The following is a 19447-nucleotide window of genomic DNA, read 5'->3' on the forward strand; positions in this document are numbered from 1 at the left end:
CCCGGGACACACATACTGAGTCATACGACTCGATCATTTGACCAACTTGAGCTTCTGCTCCCATCCCATCAAGGACGTGCACCATGAAGGACGCTCAGACCGTCGAGACCGCGGACATCGTCGTGATCGGCGCTGGCCTCTCCGGTGTCGGCGCCACGAAGTTCCTGGCCGACGACTTCCCCGACAAGAAGATCCTCCTGCTCGAGGGCCGCAACGCCGTCGGTGGCACGTGGGACCTGTTCAAGTACCCCGGCGTCCGCTCCGACGACTCGGTCCACACCTACGGCTATGGCTTCAAGCCGTGGATGCATCAGGACGCGATCGCGGACGGACCGCTGATCCGTGACTACATCTCCGAGACCGTGACGGACTTCGGACTCGACGACATGCTGCGACTCCGCCACCGCGTCACCTCGGCCGAGTGGTCGAGCACCGAGGGGTGCTGGACGCTGGGTGTCAGCGTCACGGACGACGACGGCACGGAGTCGACGAGGTCGATCGTCACGAAGTTCGTCTTCAGCGGAACCGGCTACTACGACTACAGCAATGCCTACGAACCTCGCTTCGAGGGACGCGAGGACTTCCAGGGGACGATCCTGCACCCGCAGCACTGGCCCGAGGACTTCGACTACAGCGGCCAGCGCGTGGTCATCATCGGCAGCGGCGCGACCGCCGTGACGATGCTGCCGGCGATGCTGAAGGGCGAGCGGTCGGCGGCTCACGTCACGATGCTGCAGCGCACTCCCAGCTACGTCGCCTCCGTCCCTCGAATCGACAAGACGGCCCAGCGACTCATGAAGGTTCTGGGGACCGAGCGGGGGTATGCCGCCACACGACGCAAGAACATCTGGTCCGACCACCTCATCGTGACCGTCCTGAGCAAGTTCCCCAAGTTCGGCCGCCGCCTCCTCCGGAAGATGACGGCCAAGCAGCTCCCGCACGACTTCGACGTCGACACCCACTTCGCGCCGCCGTACAGCCCGTGGGACCAGCGTCTCTGCGTCACTCCCGACAACGAGTTCTTCCGAGCCCTGAGCGACGGAAGCGCGGATGTGGTGACCGAGCAGATCGATCGGTTCACGAGCGACGGTGTCCTGCTGCAGTCCGGGCGATTGCTCGAGGCCGATGTCATCGTCACGGCGACGGGTCTGCAGATGCAGATGCTCGGCGGGATCGAGCCGACGGTGGACGGCGCACCGGTGACGTTCTCCGATCGGGTGCTCTACCGAGGTGCCCTGATCTCCGGTGTCCCGAACTGGGCGATGATGCTCGGCTACACGAAGGCGACCTGGACCCTGAGGATCGGCAACGTGGCCCGACTGGCCGCCGACATCATTCGCGAGATGGACGCGAAGGGCTACGACATGGCCACACCTGTCGCTCCCGAGGGGATCGAGACGCAGGACCTGTTCGATCTGTCCGCCGGCTACATGCAGCGCGCCCGCAACATCCTTCCGCGTCAGGGGACGACGATGCCGTGGCAGATGCACACGACGTTCGTGAAGGACAATCGCTTGTTCCGGGGTCGTCTGGTGGACGAGACCATCCAGTTCGCGACCAAGGCAGACGCGGACGTGACCGTCGGGGCCGCATCGTGAGCGGCCTGGGGCCGACGCCGTCACAACGCCTGCAACGCGCCATCGTGATCGCGATCAGCCGCGTCCCTGCTCCGCTGCTTCGCCTCGTGACGCGACCGCCTCGCAACCGCGACGGAGCTCGGATGGCGCCCGACGTGGCCCTGTTGATGGCGATCACCGCGTCCGGTGACGACTACAGCGACATGTCGCCCGCGGACGCTCGGCGAAGCACTGAAGGTGAGGCGGCCCTGTTCGGCGAGCGAGTCCGGCCGTGCGTGGTCGAGGAAGAGCTGGATCTCGGTGACGGCCTGCTTGCGACTCGGCTCAGCGACGGTCGGAGCAACGATGCCCTGATCCTTTTCTTCCACGGCGGCGGGTTCGTCCTGGGCAGCCGCTCCAGTTACCTGGCTCCTGCGCGACTGCTCGCTCAGGGAACGGGCGCGGACGTCGTGTCAGTCGAGTACCGACTCGCGCCGGAGGACCCGTTCCCCGCGTGCCATGAGGACGCGATCACTGCCTGGCGATACCTGGTCGAGCACGCGCGCCGTTGGGGGGTGGACCCTCGACGGATCGCCGTGGCCGGCGAAAGTGCCGGCGGCAACATCGCCGCGGTCCTGTCACAGGTACTTCGCGACGATGATGTCCGTCCTGTGCTCCAGGTGCTCATCCAACCGGTGACTGACATTTCCGTTCATCGCGCGTCTCAGGATGAATTCTCAGCGTCGCCGGCGCTGTCCGCCAAGCAGGTCGACTGGTTCATGAAGCACTACCTTCCCGAGGGCACCGATCACCGTGATCCTCGCGTCTCTCCCTTGCTCGCGGACGACCTCACCGGACTGCCCCCAGCCATCGTCGCCGTTGGTGGTTTCGACCCACTGCGCGATGACGGGCTGGCGTACGCGACCTCCCTGCTCAAGAGCGGCGTGCCCGTGCGAGTGGTGGAGGAGCCGGACAACGTGCACGGTTACATCGCTTTCACGGCGTTGAGTCCGACGAGCAAGCGTGCGACTCAACGCCTCGCGGAGGCGATCAAGACCGGCCTGGCCGGTAGTACAGGCGTCGGCTCGGCCGGTCCCACCACTCGCGGCGGACGCTGACCCTGGAACAGACCCGGGATCAGCCGGGCCAGACGTCGCACCCCCGCCTCAGCAGTTCAGCCGCGATCCGATCGAGACCCCGCGGCCAACTTTGCCGAACCCTCGCTGCCTGCGAGCACCCCCAACGATCTCCAAACGAGACCGCTGTCCACTGCGGCGCCGCAGGAAAGCCCTGTCGCGAGGACTACTCGCCGAGGCGATCGTTCGACCCTCTCCGAACGGCTCGATCGCACGAGATTCTTTGGAGTATGTGGGCAGAATGTGGGCACGAATCCGCCGCGGCACTCGGCGCAAGGTGAACCCGTGCCCTGCGCTTCCAGGCAAATACGGTGGAACTGTGGCGCCCATGGCGGTGGGACTTGACCCCACAACCACAAACAAGAAGACCCCCGAAAAACACTGCAACTGCAGTAACTTTCGGGGGTCTTCGTCACGCGGTGGCGGTGGGATTTGAACTCGTTCTTGGCAGTTCTCTGACCTGCGGCGATGCCCGGGATGGCCTGGAATTGCAGTTATTCTGTCTCACCTCGAGACTGCTCGTTTCACTCCAAATCACGGGCAAATGTGGGCAAAATGTGGGCACGGTGGCCGTTCTCCACGAACCCACGGTGGGTTTGACTGGGACTACGCGGGCAGTTCGCCGCAGCTCTCCGGATCGGGCACTAGGTATCGATCGCCGATATCCGTGTGGCCGCCCTGATTGAACACGTCTGTCGCGAGTCCACGCGCCGCCCGAATCAGTTCAGGTTCTGTACTTGGGTCCAAAACATCTGCGACCGAACTGAACCGATGCACCGGCTCAGCTGGCTCGACGAGGATCTCGCGGTGTTCGAACAGACGGATGTAGAACGGATCGGGCGCCTGGTGTATTTGCACACGAACGGAGAACTCGCCAAACACGTTGAGCATCTCGCTGGCCTTCGAGGCCAGCCACAGGCCATGAGCAATCCCTTCTTGAAGATCGTGAGGGTCTAGGTGCGCCCGAGGTAGGTCGCGCACCGCATCAATAGACAGAGCCCAGACAGTCGCCCCGCTATCTCGGATGCTCACGATCGATGTGGGCACGTCCAGTCCCTCGTCTCGGTCATACCAACGTCGCAGACCTGGCCGTGGATGGATCCAACCGAACGTCCGACCCATCAACGCCTTCACGGGGTTCGATTCCCGACTAGCTTCGACGACGGCCCTAAACTCCTGATTGCTCACCCGACCAAGGTGCAACGGTCGCGGCCGATGGGGGACAGCGCTCACCGTCATCCAGACCGACGACACGTCTCGCACCTGTGCCATCGCGTCCTCGGCAAGGTCTACGAGCTCGGCATCTACCTGCTCGCGCGCAGCCCGGCGATCTCGGTAGGCAGCATCGAGCTGCCGCTCTGACAAGAAGGTCGTCTGCGCCCCGTATCTCACTGGCGCCGTGAATGCAGGGCTGCCTCGCCTCGAGACGAGGTGCGGAGCGTCAGCGCTAGCGGGCACCTCGAGAAACACCACGACATTGCCGGAATCCACCTCGACCACCGGAGTGAATCTCAGCCCAGGTACTGGCGGTTGGATGGACGACCACGCCACCGCTTGCAACCTTCGCTGCTCGGCGTCGTTCCACACTAGGCTCGGCTGCACTGCCGTCGCGGCAGAAGAGCCACCTCCCTTTTCGGTGACCCCATAAACCAGAAGTCCGCCTCCGGAGTTCGCCAACGCACCGACGTCCTTCGCGAACTCGTCGAGCCCGCCCGAGTCTGGCAACGAGGCCTTCCATTCCAAATCGTGCCTTTCTTCAACCTCCGCCGCGATTGCATCCCGGACAAGGCCAAAGGTGATCGGTTCCGGGCCTACTCCCAACTCCCGATGTAGTGGGGTGAAGCGCATGGGTCGGCTCCTCTGTTATCGAAGGGGGACAGTCTGCCTGAACCGCGCTGGCTCCGGTCGACCAATTCAGAGCCGGCGGATGTTCTCGGCCACGAAGCCACCACCTGAACGAAGGACATCGAACTGCACCCGGACTCCCACCTCGGTGTCCTTGCTGTCAGTTCCGACGATCGATCCGGGCGTGAAGTAGAGATCGGGACCGCCGTCATCCGCGGCGACGCTGCCCCGATAGTCGAGGCGCTCGTAGGTCCGCACCGTCCCGCTGGCCTTGATCGCCCTACCCCCGTCCTGGAGTTGCACTCGGCGAGACCGCTCTGGGAGTTGCGCGATCTGCGCCAGAGTGACTCACCACTTGGGCATGTTCGGATTGCCACCGAGGCCCGTCACGAAGAGCCAGTCCCGTCGAGTTCATCAACCCAGCAACCGTGCAGCCGAAAGTCTCGATCACGAGCAGGCCGTCGGAGCGGACCTCAAAAACGCCGTGGTCGGTGTAGACGCGGCTGACGCAGGCGAGCCCGGTTGCGGGGTAGGTCAGTTCTGGGACGAGCTTGGATCTCCCGTCCTTTCCGAAGAGCGTCATCATGACGAGCACTTCCTTGGCGCCAACCGCGAGATCCATAGCGCCGCCGACCGCGGGGATCGAGTCGGGAGCTCCGGTGTGCCAGTTGGCGAGGTCGCCGGTCTCGCTGACCTGAAAGGCTCCGAGAACGCAGACGTCGAGATGGCCGCCGCGCATCATGGCGAAGGAGTCGGCATGGTGGAAGTAGGAGCATCCGGGGGTCTCGATGACGGGCACCTTGCCGGCATTGGTGAGGTCGGGGTCGATCTCGTCGCCGGTCGCGGCGCGGCCCATGCCAAGCATGCCGTTCTCGGTGTGGAGAACGACACCCGAGTCCAGGTCGAGGTGGTCGGCCACGAGGGTGGGCTGTCCGATGCCGAGGTTGACGTACGAACCGCGCGGGATGTCGGCAGCGATGCGTGCTGCTAACTGATCCTTGGTGAGCCGGGAGGCGGCCGTGCTCATGCTCGGTTCTTCTTGGTGCTGGCGGATCGGTCCAGGACGTGGTCGACGTAGATGCCGGGCGTGACGATGTTCTCGGGGTCCAGGGCGCCGGTCTCGACGACGCTGGCGACCTCGACGATCGTGGTGGACGCTGCGGCGGCCATGACGGGACCAAAGTTGCGGGCGGTCTTGCGGTAGACGAGGTTGCCCACCCGGTCGGCCCGATGAGCGGCGATGAGGGCGACGTCGGCCCTGATGGGCAGCTCGAGCACGTAGCCGCGACCGTCGATCGTGCGGGTTTCCTTGCCTTCGGCGAGCAACGTCCCGAACCCGGTGGGAGTGAAGAAACCACCGATGCCGGCGCCCGCAGCACGCATGCGTTCGGCAAGGGTGCCTTGCGGCACAAGCTCGAGTTCGACCTGGCCAGAGCGGTACAACTCATCGAAGACGTAGGAGTCGTGCTGGCGTGGGAACGAGCACACGACTTTGCGCACGCGGCCGGCTTTGAGAAGAGCGGCGAGTCCGGCCTCGCCGTTACCGGCGTTGTTGGACACGATGGTCAGGTCCCGGGGGCCGGCGTCGATGAGTCCGTCGATCAGGGTGACGGGCATGCCGGCCATCCCGAAACCACCGACCAGGATGGTGTCGCTATCTCGGACGACCGAGAGTGCGGCCTCGGCGCTGCCGTGAAACTCGACGTGCCGAACGGCGGACACCCCCGGACTGGGTGTCACCGGCCGAAGTCGGCAGGGCGACGGTTGAGGAAGGCGTCGACTCCCTCCGCAAACTCTGGCCCCACTAGAAGTGAGAGCTGACCGTCCCATTCTCGCCGCAGAGCATCGCCCAACGATCCGATCGTGGCCGCATTGATGGCTCGCTTCGTCAGCCCGAGTGCCGTGACCGGCCCCGCAGCGACACGCTTCGCGAGTACAGACAACTCGCTACCGAGATCGTTAGCCGCATGAACACCCCACACCAAGCCGACCTTCTCAGCCTCGCGGGCTGAGAGCCGGTCGGCGAGAAGCGCCAGTTGCAGCGCCCTGCTGCGGCCCAGGGACGCGGCCACGAGTGCAGTCGCACCACCGTCCGGCATGAGACCTATACGAGTGAACGCAAGGAGGAAGTAGGCCTCCTCGCTCGCAAGGACCAGGTCGCATGCGAGCGCGATCGAGACGCCCACGCCTGCCGCGGGACCATTGAGTCCGCAGATCACCACGGTTTCCATGCCCGTCAGGACCTTGACGACCTCATTTGCTGAGGCGAGCGTCGAGGTGTCGGGTCCATCGGCTTCGCTGTCGCCTTCCATTCCGAGATGGGCGCCCGAGCAGAAGGCCCTCCCCGCGCCGGTGAGAACCACGACGCGGACACTTGGACTGGCTTCGGCCTCTTCGAGCACGGTCCGCAGGACGTCCAGCATCGGCGCGCTGACGGCATTGAGCCGCTGGGGAGCTGACAGTTGGATCGTGAGGACTCCCCCGACCTGATCTGTCGTCACCTCAGCGGCGGCGACGCTCACGCGAGGGCCCCGGCGTCCGCAGACACGAAGCCTGTGAGGCGCTCGCGCACCACCTCTTCGGCCTCGGCAACGATGCGGCCGACAAGTTCGGTCGCCGACGGGATGTCGTGAATCAGGCCCTGCACGAGACCCACCGACCAGACGCCGGCGTCAATGTCGCCCGAAGAGTAGACACCCCTGCCGCGTTCACCGTTGACCAAGTGCCGGACGTCCTCGAAAGTACCCCCCGCATCGAGGATCTGGACGGCCTCACGACTCACGGCATTCGAGGCAACACGGGACGTGTTGCGAAGCGGTCGGAAGATTAGCTCGGTGTCGAGCTCAGTGGCCTCGACGATCCGCTGCTTCACGAGGGGATGGACCGGCGACTCCTGCGTACACAGGAACCTCGTCCCCATGTTGATCCCATCCGCGCCGAGCGCGATCGCCGCGGCAAGCCCGCGACCATCGGCAAAGCCACCCGACGCGATCATCGGAATCGTGACCTGAGCGGCTGCCGCAGGAATCAGCACCAGTCCTGGGACGTCGTCCTCCCCCGGGTGCCCGGCGCACTCGAATCCGTCGATGCTGACAGCATCCACGCCGACGCGTTCGGCCTTCACCGCATGGCGGACGCTGGTGCACTTGTGGATGACCTTGACCCCGTGGTCGCGGAAGTAGGGCATGTGCGGCTCCGGATTGGATCCGGCCGTCTCCACGATCCGCACACCGGCTTCCACGATCGCGTCGCGGTACTCGTCGTAGGGAACGGGCTTGATCGTGGGCAGGATCGTCAGGTTGACCCCGAACGGATTGTCCGTCAGTGCCTGGCACCGTGCGATCTCGTTGGTCAGGGCTTCGGGTGTCGGCTGCGTGAGGGCCGTGATCAACCCCAGTCCGCCACCGTTCGACACGGCGGCTGCGAGATCAGCGGTGCCGACCCATTGCATCCCGCCCTGGACGATGGGGTGGGCGATGCCGAACGTCTCCGTGAATCGGGTCTTCACCATCGTGGCGTCCCTGGTCCTTTCGTGATGGCGCCGGCCGGCGCTGATGTGGTGTTCGTAGGAGGTCCGGCGCGCCAGAACTGCTCGATGAGCGCGAACTCCCGCCGCGCGTGAGCTCTCCCGATCTCCGCGGCCTGCGGGCGCGACGACGGATCAAGGGCATTGGGTGCGACCTCTCGGTACTCCGGATCGGGCTCGATCACGAGTACCGACTCGCGCGGAAGCGGCACGAAGTCCGACGGCAACGAGGACCGACCGAACGGCTCAAGCACCAGTACCCGGTCGTGACCAACGGCGAGGTCGGCGTTCGAGCCTGTGCGGATGCCGCCGTCCATCAAGCGCCGCGCACCGTCGGTGACCGCAGGCCAGACACCAGGAATCGCACAACTGGCAGCCACCGCATCCACCAAAGCAAGCCCGCTGGTGCGGTCGATCTCGACCAAAGCACCGGTGCCGGCATCGACCGCGGTGAGGATCAGCCTCGCCGACGGCCATTCGTGGCGAGGCAGGCGACGGCGGATGATGTCCAGACGGTAGGCCTCAGTTGGAACGTCCGACGTGAGTGCATACCGACCGACACGCCGTCGCGCCTTGAACGGGTCGTCGCTCGAGGCCAGAAGCTCATCGATCTCGTCCAGCACCGACCGAAGGTCGACAGTCGGTGCTGGCTCGACACTCCCGCCGGGATCGAGCTGCGACGCCATCAGAACATCAATGCCGATGCCACTGGTGACCTGGGCCGCCACAGTCGCCCCGGCCGAAGTACCCACGACGAGATCAGCCCCCAGGGGATCGAGCCCGAGCTCGATCATCCCTGCGAGGAAACCTGTCTCCCAAGCGATGCCGGTGACACCACCTCCGCCGAGCACAAGCGCTCGGCTCGCCGGCCCCGTCGCGGGTCCTTCGTGATCAGCCATCGTCAGCCGACGGCTCCGCCGATACTGGGCACGAAGTCGAGGTCCTCGGCCGTGCCCCGATTGTGCTCGTGCAGCGGCGTCTCCATGGCGTGGACGGCCGGGAGAACCTCCTCTGCGAACAACTTCAGGCTCGCCTGGGCCTCAGGAGCCGGCTTCGCTCCGTGCGCCGGGTGCACGATCAGGTACTCCAGGCTGATGCTCTTCTGCAGTCGCTCGATCTGGTCGAAGATCTGCTCGGGCGTGCCGACCAGGCCAGTCTGCTTCACGCGGTGCGTGCCCTTGTTCTCGTCGACCTCCGCGTCCTGCTCGAAACGGGCTGCGTACTCCTCATAACCCTTCGTGTTGGCGAAGGACTCCGTCTTCCAGACCGCGTAGTGGTTGCGCGCCGCCCAAGTCTGCTGAGCGACGTAACGCCAACCCTTCTCGAGCTCCTCCTCGTCGGTCGAGCAGTGGAGGTAGAGCATCGTGGTCGGCTGGTTCGGTGCGAGACCCTTCTGGGCGCGAATGGCGTTGAACTTCGCCACCTGCGAGATCATCTGGTCTTCGCCCTCGGCAGCGACGAACAGCTGCCCCAGGCCGAGGTCCGCGGCCATGTCCATCGACGCCGGCGTGTTGAAGGCGGCCTTTGCGGTGTCCATGAGGCTGCCCTTGTTCCGCGCCTGCGGACGGACCTGCGTCTCAGGGATCTTGTAGATCTCGCCGTCATACTCGAAGGACTCCTGGGTGTCCGCGAGCCGCAGGATCTCGATGAGCTCGCGGAACCGGTCGCGCGACTCCTCGCGGTCAATGCCGAATCCGGCGTACTCGTGAGCGGCAACCCCGCGGCCGATACCCAGGTGGAGACGACGCCCGTTCAGCAAGGTGTCCAGCATGGCGATCTCGTGGGCCAGCTTCACGGGCTGCCACCATGGAGCAACGATGACTGCGGTGCCCATATCGATTCGCTCGGTGCGACCCGCCCAGTAGCTCAGCCACTGCAGCGGGTTGGACTGCATCGAATACGGGGACCCGTAGTGCTCGGCGCACCAGATCGAGTCGTAGCCGAGCGGCTCGACCATCGCGCCCAGCGCCAGGCTGTTGTCGACGATGGGGATGTCGGGGTTCACCGGGGGCTTGTTGTTGTCTCCGGCCAGGACGCGGTCCCAGTCCCGCTGGTTGTAGCTCGTCACCATGACGCCTACCTGCATGACTCCTCCTTTGCGACCTCTGGTCGCTTGATCGTCCGTCGATGTCGATGCAGATCGCATGACTGTCGAGGTGCTAACGAATAGTCATTAGGAAACACTACGTTCACGCGCTTGGCAACCATCGTCCGATCTTCGAGCATCCTGAGACCGCTGATTTGCCCTGTTTTCAAAGGGCAGATACGACTCCCGTCTCCGGGACGAGAGCCAAGAACTTCCCCTAACCCCTTGCCGTATGACGAATCACACGCTTAACTAATGAGCATTAGTTACGAGCGAGAGGCAGCTCCATGAACACCATCACCACCAAGTCCCACCCGACCCACCTCCTCAACGACGCGACGTTCCGCGAGGCCATGGGTCACTTCGTTACTGGCGTCACCGTCGTGACGACCGTCCACGACGGCGTGCCGCTCGGAGCGACGGTCAGCGCCTTCAGCTCCCTGTCGATGGAACCGCCGATGCTCCTCGTGTGCTTGAACCGCACGTCCGAGACCGGCACTGCCATTGCGGAGGTCGGCGACTTCACCGTGAACTTCCTGAGTGACAGCCAGTCCGACCTCGCCATGCGATTCGCGTCGCGATCCTCCGCAAAGTTCGATGGAGTGCCGCTGAACTCGGCCCCCGGACAACACCCCGTGCTGGACGGGGCACTGGGTTGGGTCCGGTGCAAGGTTGTCGACACGTCTTTTGGCGGCACTCACCGCATTCTCATCGCCCAGGCCGTCGCTGCCGGCGTCTCCGGCGGGGACCCGCTGACCTACTTCAAGGGTGGCTTCGGCGACTTCGCCCCGTGGGGCTCAACGGTCCGCGAGCGCGTCGGCGCGTGACTCACGAGCCCCGTTCGCGTGCGCCGCGGCGCTAACATCAAGGGACTCGGCACCACTAGGGGAGGCCAAGACCTTGAACACGAAGCTGACCGCCTCAGAGGAACGCAACCTCGCCCGCATACTCGACGCCCGATGCGCGCTCTCGCTAGGCGTAGTCGACATGGTCGTGCCCAACCTGCGTGACGAACAAGTCGCAAAACTTCGGACTGTTGCCGAGGCTGCGGTGCCCAGTCCGGCAACGACCGACGGCGTGATGGACCTCAGTGAGCTGACCGACACGGTCGTCCCCTTCAACGAGGTCCTGATCGGTCTGGCCGAGAATCACCTGCTGCTCGACATGCTTCGCAGCCTCAAGATCTCGGCCGCCTTCCGCCAGCTGCTCCCTGACGTGGGCGACGTCGACCTCCACGCTGCGTGGAGCGAGGGACGACTCCGAATTGTCGAGAGCCTTGAGGCCCGCGATCGTGATGCCGCCGCTGAGGCCGTCCGGGCCTACCACGCTGACGTCAAGCGTCGCTTCTTCGACCGCCACTCGGCCCGTGCCGACGACGGGCCGTCGGCGCCCTAGGGCGTCGGTGCGCAGGCAGTAGAGTCCCCCCATGCCTCCCGCTGATCCCGAGACGCGACGCGGCCGGCCGCTCGCCGGCGGCATCGAGCGAGTCCGAGAGGCTGCGACGAGCCTCTTCGCTCGTCAGGGCTACAGCGGCACCAACATGAAAGACATTGGTCACGAGCTCGGGGTACAGGCCCCCAGCCTCTACAACTACGTCGACTCCAAGCAGCAGATCCTCGACGAGGTCGTCCTCTCCTACGCACTCAGCCTGAGAGATGCAATCGCCAGCGGCCTATCGCTGGCCGACGATCCTATCGAGCAGGCTCGCCGCGGCGTCGAGGAACAGTCGCGCTTCAAGCTCGGTCACCACGACGCCATGGTCGTGGCAGATCGCGACGCCGTGCACCTGTCCGAGCCCGTCGCCCGACGCCTCACCGATTGTCACGACGAGATCCGCGAGCTCTGGACCGACGTCATCCGCCGCGGGATCGAGCAGGGAAAGATGTCCAGCTCCGACATCGATGTTGCGGTGGAGATCCTTATCGACTTGGCGAGCCCCCGGCAGGTACGGACGCTCTCGACGCGAGAGGGTGTATCGGCATCGAAGCTCGCTTACTGGTTCGGCGACTCTGCCGTGCAACTTCTGACGACTGCCTAGAAGCCCGAGAGCCTCACCACTCGAAGAAGCCCCGACCCGACTTCCGTCCCAGGTCGCCGCTCTCAACCTTGTCTCGCAAAATCTGGGGCGGCGTGAAGTGATCCCCCACCTCTCGCGCCAAATGCTCAGCGATCGCTAACCGCACATCGAGACCGACAACATCGGTGGTTCGAAGCGGCCCCATGGGGTGCTTGTAGCCGAGCGTCATGGCCAAGTCGATGTCCTCGGCTGATGCCACCCCACCCTCGACCATTCGCATCGCCTCGAGCGCGATCGCGACGCCAAGGCGGCTCGAAGCGAACCCGGGTGAATCCGTCACGACAATCGCTGTCTTGTGCAACGCCTCGACCCAGGCCCGGGCGCGGGTGACCAGATCGGTTGCCGTACTCGAGCCCTGAACGATCTCGACGAGCGCGCTCGCGGGAACCGGGTTGAAGAAGTGCAGACCGAGGAATCTGCTTGGATCCTCCAACCCCTTCGCAAGGTCGTCGACCGAGAGGCTGCTGGTGTTGGTGGCGATGACGGTGGCACTGTTCACGTGCTGCTCGACGACGTGGAGGACCTCGGCCTTGAGTTCCGGCACCTCAGGTACGGCCTCGATCACGAGCGCTGCATCCTGAAGAGCTGCAGCATCGACCGTGACCGCCAGACGGTCCAGGACCGCAGCTGCGTCCCCCGCGGGGATCAGGCCGCGGGCCTCAGCTTGGGCAGTGCTGGACTCCACTCGCTCGCGGGCGGCAGTTGCGGCGCCGGCGCCGGTCTCGATCACGGTCACGCGGCTACCGGCAAGCAGGAACGCGTGGGCGATACCGGCACCCATACGTCCGCCACCAAACACGCCGACGTGAGGGGGAAGTGCTGAGGACATGGGTTCTCCTGGACCGCGCGCGGTCATCGATCAGACAGTGGTGTTCTCGAGGACGACAGCCAAGGCCTGGCCGACGCCGATGCAGATACCGGCGACGCCCCACCGCTCACCCGAGTCGCGAAGACGGTGGGCCAGCGTTCCGAGCACACGCGCTCCCGAGGCGCCCAGGGGGTGGCCGAGGGCGATGGCCCCGCCCTTGGTGTTGACGATCTCCGGGTCAATCCCCCAGGCGTCGACGCAAGCGATCGACTGCACCGCGAACGCCTCGTTGAGCTCTACAGCGCCGACCTCGCGCCAGCTGATGCCTGCCGCCTTCAGGGCACGGCTTGCGGCGTCGACGGGGGCGATGCCGAAGTCTTGAGGGTCGAGGGCATGAACTCCCCGTCCCGCGATGCGCGCCAGGGGCGCTGCGCCGAGCCGCTCGGCTGCCGACTCCGCGGCGATGAGTAGTGACGAGGCGCCGTCGCTCAGAGGTGACGCATTGCCTGCGGTGATGGTTCCATCGGGCCGGAATGACGCCTTGAGACCCGACAGGGACTCAAGCGTCGTGCCAGGTCGGATGCTCTCGTCTCGGTTCAACTGCACCCCGGGTACAGGTGCAACGAGTCCCGCGTAGAACCCCGAGTCCCATGCGGCGCCGGCGAGACGGTGTGAGCGCTCGGCGAACCTGTCCTGACGTTCGCGACTGATTCCCAACCGGTCAGAAAGCAGTTCGTTGCATTCGCCGAGGCTCACAGTCCATTCCGACGGCATTCGCGGGTTGACCAGCCGCCATCCCAGCGTCGTCGACACAGCCTGCATGTCGCCCGGAGCGAAGGCCCTGGCTGGCTTGGGGAGCACCCACGGCGCCCGAGTCATCGACTCCACACCTCCGACGACCGCAATCTCAACGTCACCGGTCTCGACAGCACGCGATGCCATCATCGCTGCGTCCAGCGAAGAACCGCACAGCCGATTGATCGTGGTCGCCGGGACGCTCGTCGGAAGTCCGGCCAGGAGCACCGCCATCCGACCGACATTCCTGTTCTCCTCGCCGGCACCGTTCGCGTTGCCCCAGTAGACATCGCCGATGAGAGCCGGATCGAGATTCGGCGTCTTGCTCAACAAGGACGACAACGTCGCAGCTGCAAGGTCGTCTGGTCGGACCCCCGCGAGCCCGCCGCCGAACCGTCCGAACGGTGTACGAGTTGCCGCGTAGATGTGCGCCCCGGTCATCCGACGTCCAGCGGTCGGCGGGCGAGGAGCAGAGCAAACGTCCCGCGCTGGAGAAGGTCGTCGCCGGCGCCCACAAGGCGAACGTCGAACTCGACGATGCCTCGATCGCTCTTGGTGCGAGATGCCCGGTGAGACGTGACCTCGTACTCGACATGAACGGTCTCGCCGAAGGCGATCGGCGCCAAGAAGTTCCACTCCTTCACGCCAAGGAACGCGATCGAGGACTGGTCGAACTGCCCCGTCCGAGGCCACATCAATCCCAACGCGAAGGTCAGGCCGACCAGGCCATGGGCGACGCGGGTGCCGAAGGGCGTCTGGCGCGCGAACTCCTCGCTGGTGTGCAGAGGGAATCGGTCACCAGTCAGACCGGCGAAGTTGCCGACGTCGGCCTCCGTGATGGTGCGTGAGGCAGTCACCCACGACGTACCAACCGGGATATCGTCGAAGTACAGGTCGACGGGAGGGATCTGCGAGCTCACGAGTAGAACGTCTCGCTGTCGGGCTGGCGGCGCTCACCAAAGGCCTCGCTGAGCTCGTGGGCTTCACGGGTCTGCAGATAAAGGGTCAGGTGTTGGTCATGCGCCATCCGCGCCTGCCCGGAGACACCATTGTGGCGAGCCGAGAACGCGCCCTTCATGCCACCGATCGCCATGGGGCTACGAGTGGCAAGGTCTCGGGCGACCTCGAGCGCCCGGGCGCGAAGCTCACCTGCGGGCACCACCTCATTGACGAGGCCCATCTCCAGGGCTCGGTCGGCGGTGTACTTGCGGTTCAGGAACCACATCTCCTTGGCACGCTTACGTCCGATCGTGTCCTCCAGGTACCAACTGCCGTAGCCAGCGTCGAAACTGCCCACCGAGGGTCCGACCTGGCGGAAGACAGCGTTGTCGGAGGCGATCGTTAGGTCACACACCGTGTGGAGCACGTTCCCCCCGCCGACCGCGAAGCCGTTGACTGCGGCAATGACAGCCTTCGGAATCGTGTCGATGGCCTGGTAGATGTCAACGATCGGCAGGACCTGGGACTGGTCGAGTGACGTGATCGGGTCGTGCTCGCCGCCGATGCAGAAGAACTTGTCGCCCGCCCCGGTCAGGATGGCCACGCGAAGCTTCGGGTCGATCCGGAACTCCTGCAAGGCGCTGAACAGCTCCAAGCACGTCTGGTGACGCAGCTTGTTGCCGGCGTCCGGACGGTTGATCGTGATCGTGAAGACGGGACCGTCGCGGTCCACCAGGATGTCGTCGTACGTGGTCATGCGTTGTCCTTCCGGGGTTCGTTGATGCGAAAGCCGTGGCCGGTCTTGGCCCCGAGGTGACCGGCAGCCACCATGCGTCGCAATAGGGGTGGAGGCGCGTAGCGGGTGTCCCCCGTTGCCGCGTACAGAGCCGAGGTGCCTTGGAGGTGCACGTCGAGCCCTGCGGCGTCGAGCATCTCCAGCGGGCCGACCTTGTAGCCGAGTCCGAGCTTCAGGGCCAGATCCAGGTCTTCGGCGCTTGCGAGCTCGTCGTCGAGAGCTTGGATGACGTCGTTCAGGTACGGGAAGAGCATCGAGGTGACGAGGAACCCGGGACTGTCATTGACGACGATGGCCTCGGTCTTGTCCAGAGTCGACACGAATGTCACGAGGCTGTCGACAACGTCCTCGTGAGTCTCCAGGCCGCGGATCACCTCAACGACTGGGTGTCGGGGTGCCGGGTTGAAGAAGTGCAGGCCGGCGATTCGTCCGGGGTTCGGGAGCCCCGCCGCGAGGTCGGTGATGGACTGGGCGGATGTCGCAGACGCGATCGGCACGTTGCTGCCGATGACACCGGCAACGGACGACAAGACGTTCTTCTTGATGTCGAAGTCCTCGGTCACGGCTTCGATGACGAGATCGGCCGAGGCGACCTGGGCGAGGTCGATGGTCGCAACGATCCTGCTGAGGACCGCCTCTCGCTCGGCAGCTGAGCTGTCTCGGAGCGCGCCGTCACAAAGGGACTCCACAGCCGCGCGACCGCGGTCGAGCCGCTCCTGGTCCGTGTCGACGACGACAACCGACCGGCCCGAGGCAGCCAGGACCACGGCGATGCCGGTGCCCATCGTGCCAAAGCCAATCAGGCCCACCTGAGTGATCTGGTCCATGTCGTGTCCCTTCACGATCCGAACAGCTTCGTGTCGCCGTACTCGTAGAACCCGCGGCCTGTCTTGCGACCCAGGTCACCCGACGCGACCATGCGGTCGACCATCGGCGGCGGGAAGAAGCGCGGATCGCGCAGTTGCTCGTAGAGACGCGTCGCAACCTGCTGGTGGATGTCCATGCCGACGATGTCGAGCAGTCGGAACGGTCCCATCGGGTGCCCGACCGAGCCGAGGACCGCCGTGTCGATGGACTCCACTGTCCCCAGGCCGGCTTCCAGTGCGTTGATGCAGCTGTTCTCCCACGGGATGAGGAACCGGTTGACGATGAATCCGGGGCGGTCCTTCGTGATGACCGAGGTTTTACCCAGGGAGGTCATGAACTCGAGGGTGGCTTCGGTTGCCCAGGAAGCCGTGTGCCGGCCGTTGGCGACCTCGACGAGCTTCATGAGCGGTGCAGGGTTGCAGTAGTGGGTGCCCACCACACGCTCAGGGAGGCGGGATCCGGAGGCGACGCCTGTGACCGAGAGGGTAGAGGTGTTCGTGTGGAACAGGGTCCGGTCTGAGACCACGTCGTCGAGCTGACCGAAGACGTCCTTCTTCAGTGCGAGGTCCTCCCACACTGCCTCCACGACGACATCGCTTGGGCCCAGATCGGCCAGGTCGGTCGTGCCCACGAGCAGGGCCTTCGCTTCTGCTGCCTGTTCCGCGGTCAGTTTGCCGAGTCGGGCGCTGTTGTCGAGGAAGCCATTGACCGTGTCGATGCCACGAGCAAGGCCTTCCTCGGAGACGTCGAAGAGGACGGTCCGGTGTCCGGCGCGAACCATGACGATTGCGATGCCCGATCCCATGGTGCCTGCGCCGAGGACGGCGACAGTCCGCTGCTGCCCGCTCATCGCGGGGTCTCCGATGCGTGCGGTCGATCAATCATCGCGTGCCTCCATCGTTCGTGGTCCATCGGCTCATCGTTCTGCGGAGCGACTTCACGTTGCGTCCTCCTTGAACTTCGGAGGCCTACGTGTAAGAAATGCGTCCACGCCTTCGCTGGACTCGTCGCCCACGATCGCTAGGGCTGCTAGCCCCGACTCCAACGCCAAGGCCGCCTCGAGTGCTACGTCCTGACCCTCGCGAACAGAACGCAGGATTGCCTGAACGGCCCTCGGGCCCTGCTGCGCGATCGAGCGTGCTGTGTCGATCGCGACGGCCACAAGGTCTTCCGGAGCGACGGGAGGGACAGGGCTCAATCCAAGCTGGTAGGCGCGGTCGGCTGAGAGGCGATCCCCGGTGAGCATCAGGTGGGTTGCAGCCTGCCTCCCGATGAGGCGTGGAAGTCGCTGAGTGCCGCCGTAACCGGGGATCAGTCCGAGGCTCGCTTCCGGCAGGCCCATCGATGCCCGGGACGAGACGATCGCAAACGTTGACGCGAGGATCAGTTCGAAGCCACCGCCCAGCGCAAGCCCGTTTACAGCGGCGATGACGGGAATGTCCGCCTGCTCGATCTCGCGGAAGGCGGCTTGACCAGCGCGCATGTAGGCCTCGGCCTCGTCCGGTGTCAGGTCAGCGATTTCCCGCAGGTCGGCGCCTGCGCAGAAGGCCTTGTGTCCCGCTCCTGTGATGACGACGGCCCTGCACGTGTCGTCAGCAGCGGAGGCCGTGACAATCTGGCGTAGGTCCTCGATGACTTCGGCGTTGAGAGCGTTGTGTGCGTGAGGACGGTTGATGGTCACGAGGGTGACGAACTTGTCGCGTGCGACCAGCACGTCGCCCTCCCGCCCATCCTTCGCAGTATCAGGTTCTGCCGTCGTCATGATGCTTCCTCCCTGGGTGGCGCTACCTTCGTACCCGCAGACGATGGCGCGAGGTCGCGCGCTTCATCGGTCGTGTAGCCGAGCTCGGTCAGAACCCGCTCTGTGTCGGCCCCGAGGTCCGGGAAACGTTCGTTGCGAGGGTGGGGGGACGAGGCCAGCCGGAAGGGGCTTCTTACCGTCACCAAGGACCCGTCCGTTCCCGGCACGTCCATGAGCGATCGACGGGCAACGACTTGAGGGTCAGAGATGACTTCCGAGAGCGACTGGACCATCGCGGCGGGGACGCTGACGGACTCCATCACGCCGAGCCACTCTTCTGCCGTTCGCGTCGCGAGCACCTCGGCTATGCGCGCCGTGATTCGCGGGCGCTGCTCACGCCGTCCCGCGTTGTCGCGAAGTTTCGGCTCGGCGCCAAGATCAGCGAGGCCCGTTGCACCGCAGAATCGTTGCCACATCATGTCGTTACCGATGGCGATGACGATGACGCGGTCGGCCGTCTGGAACGGCTGGTACACGGCAAGGACGGAGTCGGTGCCGCCGCTCGGCGCCGGCTCCGGTTCGCCGGCTTGGAAGGCTCCGATTCGAGGTGCCATCATCGCGAGGTCGGTGTCCAGCAGTGAGACGTCGATGATTTCACCGCGTCCGTGCCGGGCCTGCCGCACGAGTGCCGCATTGATCGCAATGGCGGCGCACATTCCTGTGACGACGTCGGACAGGGCGGTGGAGACACGCTGTGGGGAGCGACCGGATTCACCAGTGACCGACATCAGACCTGATCTCGCTTGTGCGACGAGGTCGTAGCCGGGCAGATGGCTGTCGGGGCCGTCGAGCCCGAAGCCCGACATTGCGCAGTAAACCAACCGCGGGTGTTGATCGAGCAACGAAGCCCCGTCGATCCCCAACCGCTCGAGCTTGGTCGGATTCATGTTCTGGAGGAAAACATCGGCGGAGGCGATCAACCGCAACAGTGCCTCGCGTCCCGCGGGGTTTCGCAAGTCGAGCACGACGGAGGACTTGTTGCGGTTGGCTGTGGCGAACCACGCAGACGTGCCATCGACAAACGGGGGTCCCCATCCGCGGGCGTCGTCACCGCCGCCGGGCTTTTCCACCTTGATGACGGTCGCCCCGAGGTCTGCGAGATACATCGAGGCCGTTGGACCTGCGTAGGAGGTTGTGACGTCGACTACTCGCACACCATCCAGCGGTCGGTCGCTGCTCGGGGGTGCACTCATATCGCGTCTCCTGCCCTTCGCC

At 65.1% G+C, this 19447-nt stretch carries 21 protein-coding genes; 5 read left to right on the forward strand and 16 right to left on the reverse strand.

Translation table 11 applies throughout. The annotated features are described in order from the left end of the window. The first annotated feature begins 83 nt into the window (after positions 1 to 83). Positions 84 to 1598 (forward strand): NAD(P)/FAD-dependent oxidoreductase, encoded by a 1515-nt coding sequence (locus LO931_RS06690; protein ID WP_229052506.1) that lies wholly within the window; start codon positions 84 to 86, stop codon positions 1596 to 1598. Beyond that, entirely contained in the window at positions 1595 to 2674 is a 1080-nt protein-coding gene (locus LO931_RS06695; protein ID WP_229052507.1) for an alpha/beta hydrolase, read from the forward strand. The genes LO931_RS06690 and LO931_RS06695 overlap by 4 nt, the downstream gene beginning before the upstream one ends. Before the next feature lie 624 nt (positions 2675 to 3298). Here LO931_RS06695 and LO931_RS06700 read toward each other — a convergent pair. From LO931_RS06700 to LO931_RS06735, 8 genes are all read right to left on the reverse strand, one after another. Further along, on the reverse strand, positions 3299 to 4540 hold the full coding sequence (locus tag LO931_RS06700; RefSeq protein WP_229052508.1) for a helix-turn-helix domain-containing protein: 1242 nt from the start codon (positions 4538 to 4540) through the stop codon (positions 3299 to 3301). Positions 4541 to 4606: 66 nt separating this feature from the next. Beyond that, positions 4607 to 4795 carry a cold shock domain-containing protein gene (locus LO931_RS06705; RefSeq protein ID WP_229052509.1) on the reverse strand — a complete coding sequence of 63 codons (189 nt, stop codon included), beginning with the start codon at positions 4793 to 4795 and terminating at the stop codon, positions 4607 to 4609. A gap of 22 nt (positions 4796 to 4817) precedes the next feature. Next, on the reverse strand, positions 4818 to 5564 hold the full coding sequence (locus tag LO931_RS06710) for a 3-oxoacid CoA-transferase subunit B (protein ID WP_304523497.1): 747 nt from the start codon (positions 5562 to 5564) through the stop codon (positions 4818 to 4820). Continuing rightward, positions 5561 to 6259: a 3-oxoacid CoA-transferase subunit A gene (locus tag LO931_RS06715; RefSeq protein ID WP_229052510.1), complete on the reverse strand. Its 699-nt coding sequence runs from the start codon at positions 6257 to 6259 to the stop codon at positions 5561 to 5563. The genes LO931_RS06710 and LO931_RS06715 overlap by 4 nt, the downstream gene beginning before the upstream one ends. A 14-nt stretch (positions 6260 to 6273) precedes the next feature. Beyond that, entirely contained in the window at positions 6274 to 7059 is a 786-nt protein-coding gene (locus LO931_RS06720; protein WP_229052511.1) for an enoyl-CoA hydratase, read from the reverse strand. Then, complete coding sequence (locus LO931_RS06725; RefSeq protein WP_229052512.1) at positions 7056 to 8048, reverse strand: nitronate monooxygenase family protein; 993 nt, start codon at positions 8046 to 8048, stop codon at positions 7056 to 7058. Before LO931_RS06725 ends, LO931_RS06720 begins: the two co-directional genes overlap by 4 nt. After that, the gene (locus LO931_RS06730) at positions 8042 to 8962 is read right to left on the reverse strand and encodes a patatin-like phospholipase family protein (protein WP_255657770.1); all 921 of its coding nucleotides are present in this window, start codon (positions 8960 to 8962) and stop codon (positions 8042 to 8044) included. Before LO931_RS06730 ends, LO931_RS06725 begins: the two co-directional genes overlap by 7 nt. A gap of 2 nt (positions 8963 to 8964) precedes the next feature. After that, on the reverse strand, positions 8965 to 10149 hold the full coding sequence (locus LO931_RS06735) for an LLM class flavin-dependent oxidoreductase (protein WP_229052514.1): 1185 nt from the start codon (positions 10147 to 10149) through the stop codon (positions 8965 to 8967). Between the two features lie 287 nt (positions 10150 to 10436). Between LO931_RS06735 and LO931_RS06740 the strand changes: the two genes are divergently transcribed. From LO931_RS06740 to LO931_RS06750, 3 genes are all read left to right on the forward strand, one after another. Then, a complete protein-coding gene (locus tag LO931_RS06740) occupies positions 10437 to 10976 on the forward strand; it encodes a flavin reductase family protein (protein ID WP_229052515.1) in 540 nt (179 codons plus the stop codon). 73 nt (positions 10977 to 11049) lie between these two features. Further along, the gene (locus tag LO931_RS06745; protein WP_229052516.1) at positions 11050 to 11544 is read left to right on the forward strand and encodes an FCD domain-containing protein; all 495 of its coding nucleotides are present in this window, start codon (positions 11050 to 11052) and stop codon (positions 11542 to 11544) included. Positions 11545 to 11575: 31 nt separating this feature from the next. After that, on the forward strand, positions 11576 to 12187 hold the full coding sequence (locus tag LO931_RS06750) for a TetR/AcrR family transcriptional regulator (protein WP_229052517.1): 612 nt from the start codon (positions 11576 to 11578) through the stop codon (positions 12185 to 12187). 13 nt (positions 12188 to 12200) lie between these two features. On the opposite strand, the gene LO931_RS06755 is transcribed toward LO931_RS06750, so the two are convergent. The 8 genes from LO931_RS06755 to LO931_RS06790 form a co-directional block, all read right to left on the reverse strand. After that, positions 12201 to 13055, reverse strand: coding sequence for a 3-hydroxyacyl-CoA dehydrogenase family protein (locus tag LO931_RS06755; RefSeq protein WP_229052518.1), 855 nt, complete (start codon positions 13053 to 13055; stop codon positions 12201 to 12203). A 30-nt stretch (positions 13056 to 13085) separates the two neighbouring features. Beyond that, positions 13086 to 14270 carry a thiolase family protein gene (locus LO931_RS06760; protein ID WP_229052519.1) on the reverse strand — a complete coding sequence of 395 codons (1185 nt, stop codon included), beginning with the start codon at positions 14268 to 14270 and terminating at the stop codon, positions 13086 to 13088. After that, positions 14267 to 14749: a MaoC/PaaZ C-terminal domain-containing protein gene (locus LO931_RS06765; protein ID WP_229052520.1), complete on the reverse strand. Its 483-nt coding sequence runs from the start codon at positions 14747 to 14749 to the stop codon at positions 14267 to 14269. The genes LO931_RS06760 and LO931_RS06765 overlap by 4 nt, the downstream gene beginning before the upstream one ends. After that, positions 14746 to 15525: an enoyl-CoA hydratase-related protein gene (locus LO931_RS06770; protein ID WP_229052521.1), complete on the reverse strand. Its 780-nt coding sequence runs from the start codon at positions 15523 to 15525 to the stop codon at positions 14746 to 14748. The genes LO931_RS06765 and LO931_RS06770 overlap by 4 nt, the downstream gene beginning before the upstream one ends. After that, the gene (locus tag LO931_RS06775) at positions 15522 to 16391 is read right to left on the reverse strand and encodes a 3-hydroxyacyl-CoA dehydrogenase family protein (protein ID WP_229052522.1); all 870 of its coding nucleotides are present in this window, start codon (positions 16389 to 16391) and stop codon (positions 15522 to 15524) included. The genes LO931_RS06770 and LO931_RS06775 overlap by 4 nt, the downstream gene beginning before the upstream one ends. Before the next feature lie 11 nt (positions 16392 to 16402). After that, positions 16403 to 17281, reverse strand: a complete 879-nt coding sequence (locus LO931_RS06780) for a 3-hydroxyacyl-CoA dehydrogenase family protein (protein WP_229052523.1) — start codon at positions 17279 to 17281, stop codon at positions 16403 to 16405. 87 nt (positions 17282 to 17368) lie between these two features. Continuing rightward, positions 17369 to 18193 carry an enoyl-CoA hydratase/isomerase family protein gene (locus LO931_RS06785; protein ID WP_229052524.1) on the reverse strand — a complete coding sequence of 275 codons (825 nt, stop codon included), beginning with the start codon at positions 18191 to 18193 and terminating at the stop codon, positions 17369 to 17371. Beyond that, positions 18190 to 19425 (reverse strand): CaiB/BaiF CoA-transferase family protein, encoded by a 1236-nt coding sequence (locus LO931_RS06790; protein WP_255657771.1) that lies wholly within the window; start codon positions 19423 to 19425, stop codon positions 18190 to 18192. Before LO931_RS06790 ends, LO931_RS06785 begins: the two co-directional genes overlap by 4 nt. Positions 19426 to 19447: the final 22 nt, after the last annotated feature.

Source organism: Aeromicrobium sp. Leaf350, assembly GCF_916858655.1.
In the GTDB taxonomy this organism is placed as follows: Bacteria; Actinomycetota; Actinomycetes; order Propionibacteriales; family Nocardioidaceae; genus Aeromicrobium.

Coding starts and splice junctions, on each gene's coding strand:
- LO931_RS06690 (WP_229052506.1), top strand. CDS start 84: ATGAAGGACGCTCAGACCGTCGAGACCGCGGACATCGTCGTGATCGGC.
- LO931_RS06700 (WP_229052508.1), bottom strand. CDS start 4,540: ATGCGCTTCACCCCACTACATCGGGAGTTGGGAGTAGGCCCGGAACCG.
- LO931_RS06710 (WP_304523497.1), bottom strand. CDS start 5,564: ATGAGCACGGCCGCCTCCCGGCTCACCAAGGATCAGTTAGCAGCACGC.
- LO931_RS06725 (WP_229052512.1), bottom strand. CDS start 8,048: ATGGTGAAGACCCGATTCACGGAGACGTTCGGCATCGCCCACCCCATC.
- LO931_RS06730 (WP_255657770.1), bottom strand. CDS start 8,962: ATGGCTGATCACGAAGGACCCGCGACGGGGCCGGCGAGCCGAGCGCTT.
- LO931_RS06735 (WP_229052514.1), bottom strand. CDS start 10,149: ATGCAGGTAGGCGTCATGGTGACGAGCTACAACCAGCGGGACTGGGAC.
- LO931_RS06740 (WP_229052515.1), top strand. CDS start 10,437: ATGAACACCATCACCACCAAGTCCCACCCGACCCACCTCCTCAACGAC.
- LO931_RS06750 (WP_229052517.1), top strand. CDS start 11,576: ATGCCTCCCGCTGATCCCGAGACGCGACGCGGCCGGCCGCTCGCCGGC.
- LO931_RS06755 (WP_229052518.1), bottom strand. CDS start 13,055: ATGTCCTCAGCACTTCCCCCTCACGTCGGCGTGTTTGGTGGCGGACGT.
- LO931_RS06760 (WP_229052519.1), bottom strand. CDS start 14,270: ATGACCGGGGCGCACATCTACGCGGCAACTCGTACACCGTTCGGACGG.
- LO931_RS06770 (WP_229052521.1), bottom strand. CDS start 15,525: ATGACCACGTACGACGACATCCTGGTGGACCGCGACGGTCCCGTCTTC.
- LO931_RS06775 (WP_229052522.1), bottom strand. CDS start 16,391: ATGGACCAGATCACTCAGGTGGGCCTGATTGGCTTTGGCACGATGGGC.
- LO931_RS06780 (WP_229052523.1), bottom strand. CDS start 17,281: ATGAGCGGGCAGCAGCGGACTGTCGCCGTCCTCGGCGCAGGCACCATG.
- LO931_RS06785 (WP_229052524.1), bottom strand. CDS start 18,193: ATGACGACGGCAGAACCTGATACTGCGAAGGATGGGCGGGAGGGCGAC.
- LO931_RS06790 (WP_255657771.1), bottom strand. CDS start 19,425: ATGAGTGCACCCCCGAGCAGCGACCGACCGCTGGATGGTGTGCGAGTA.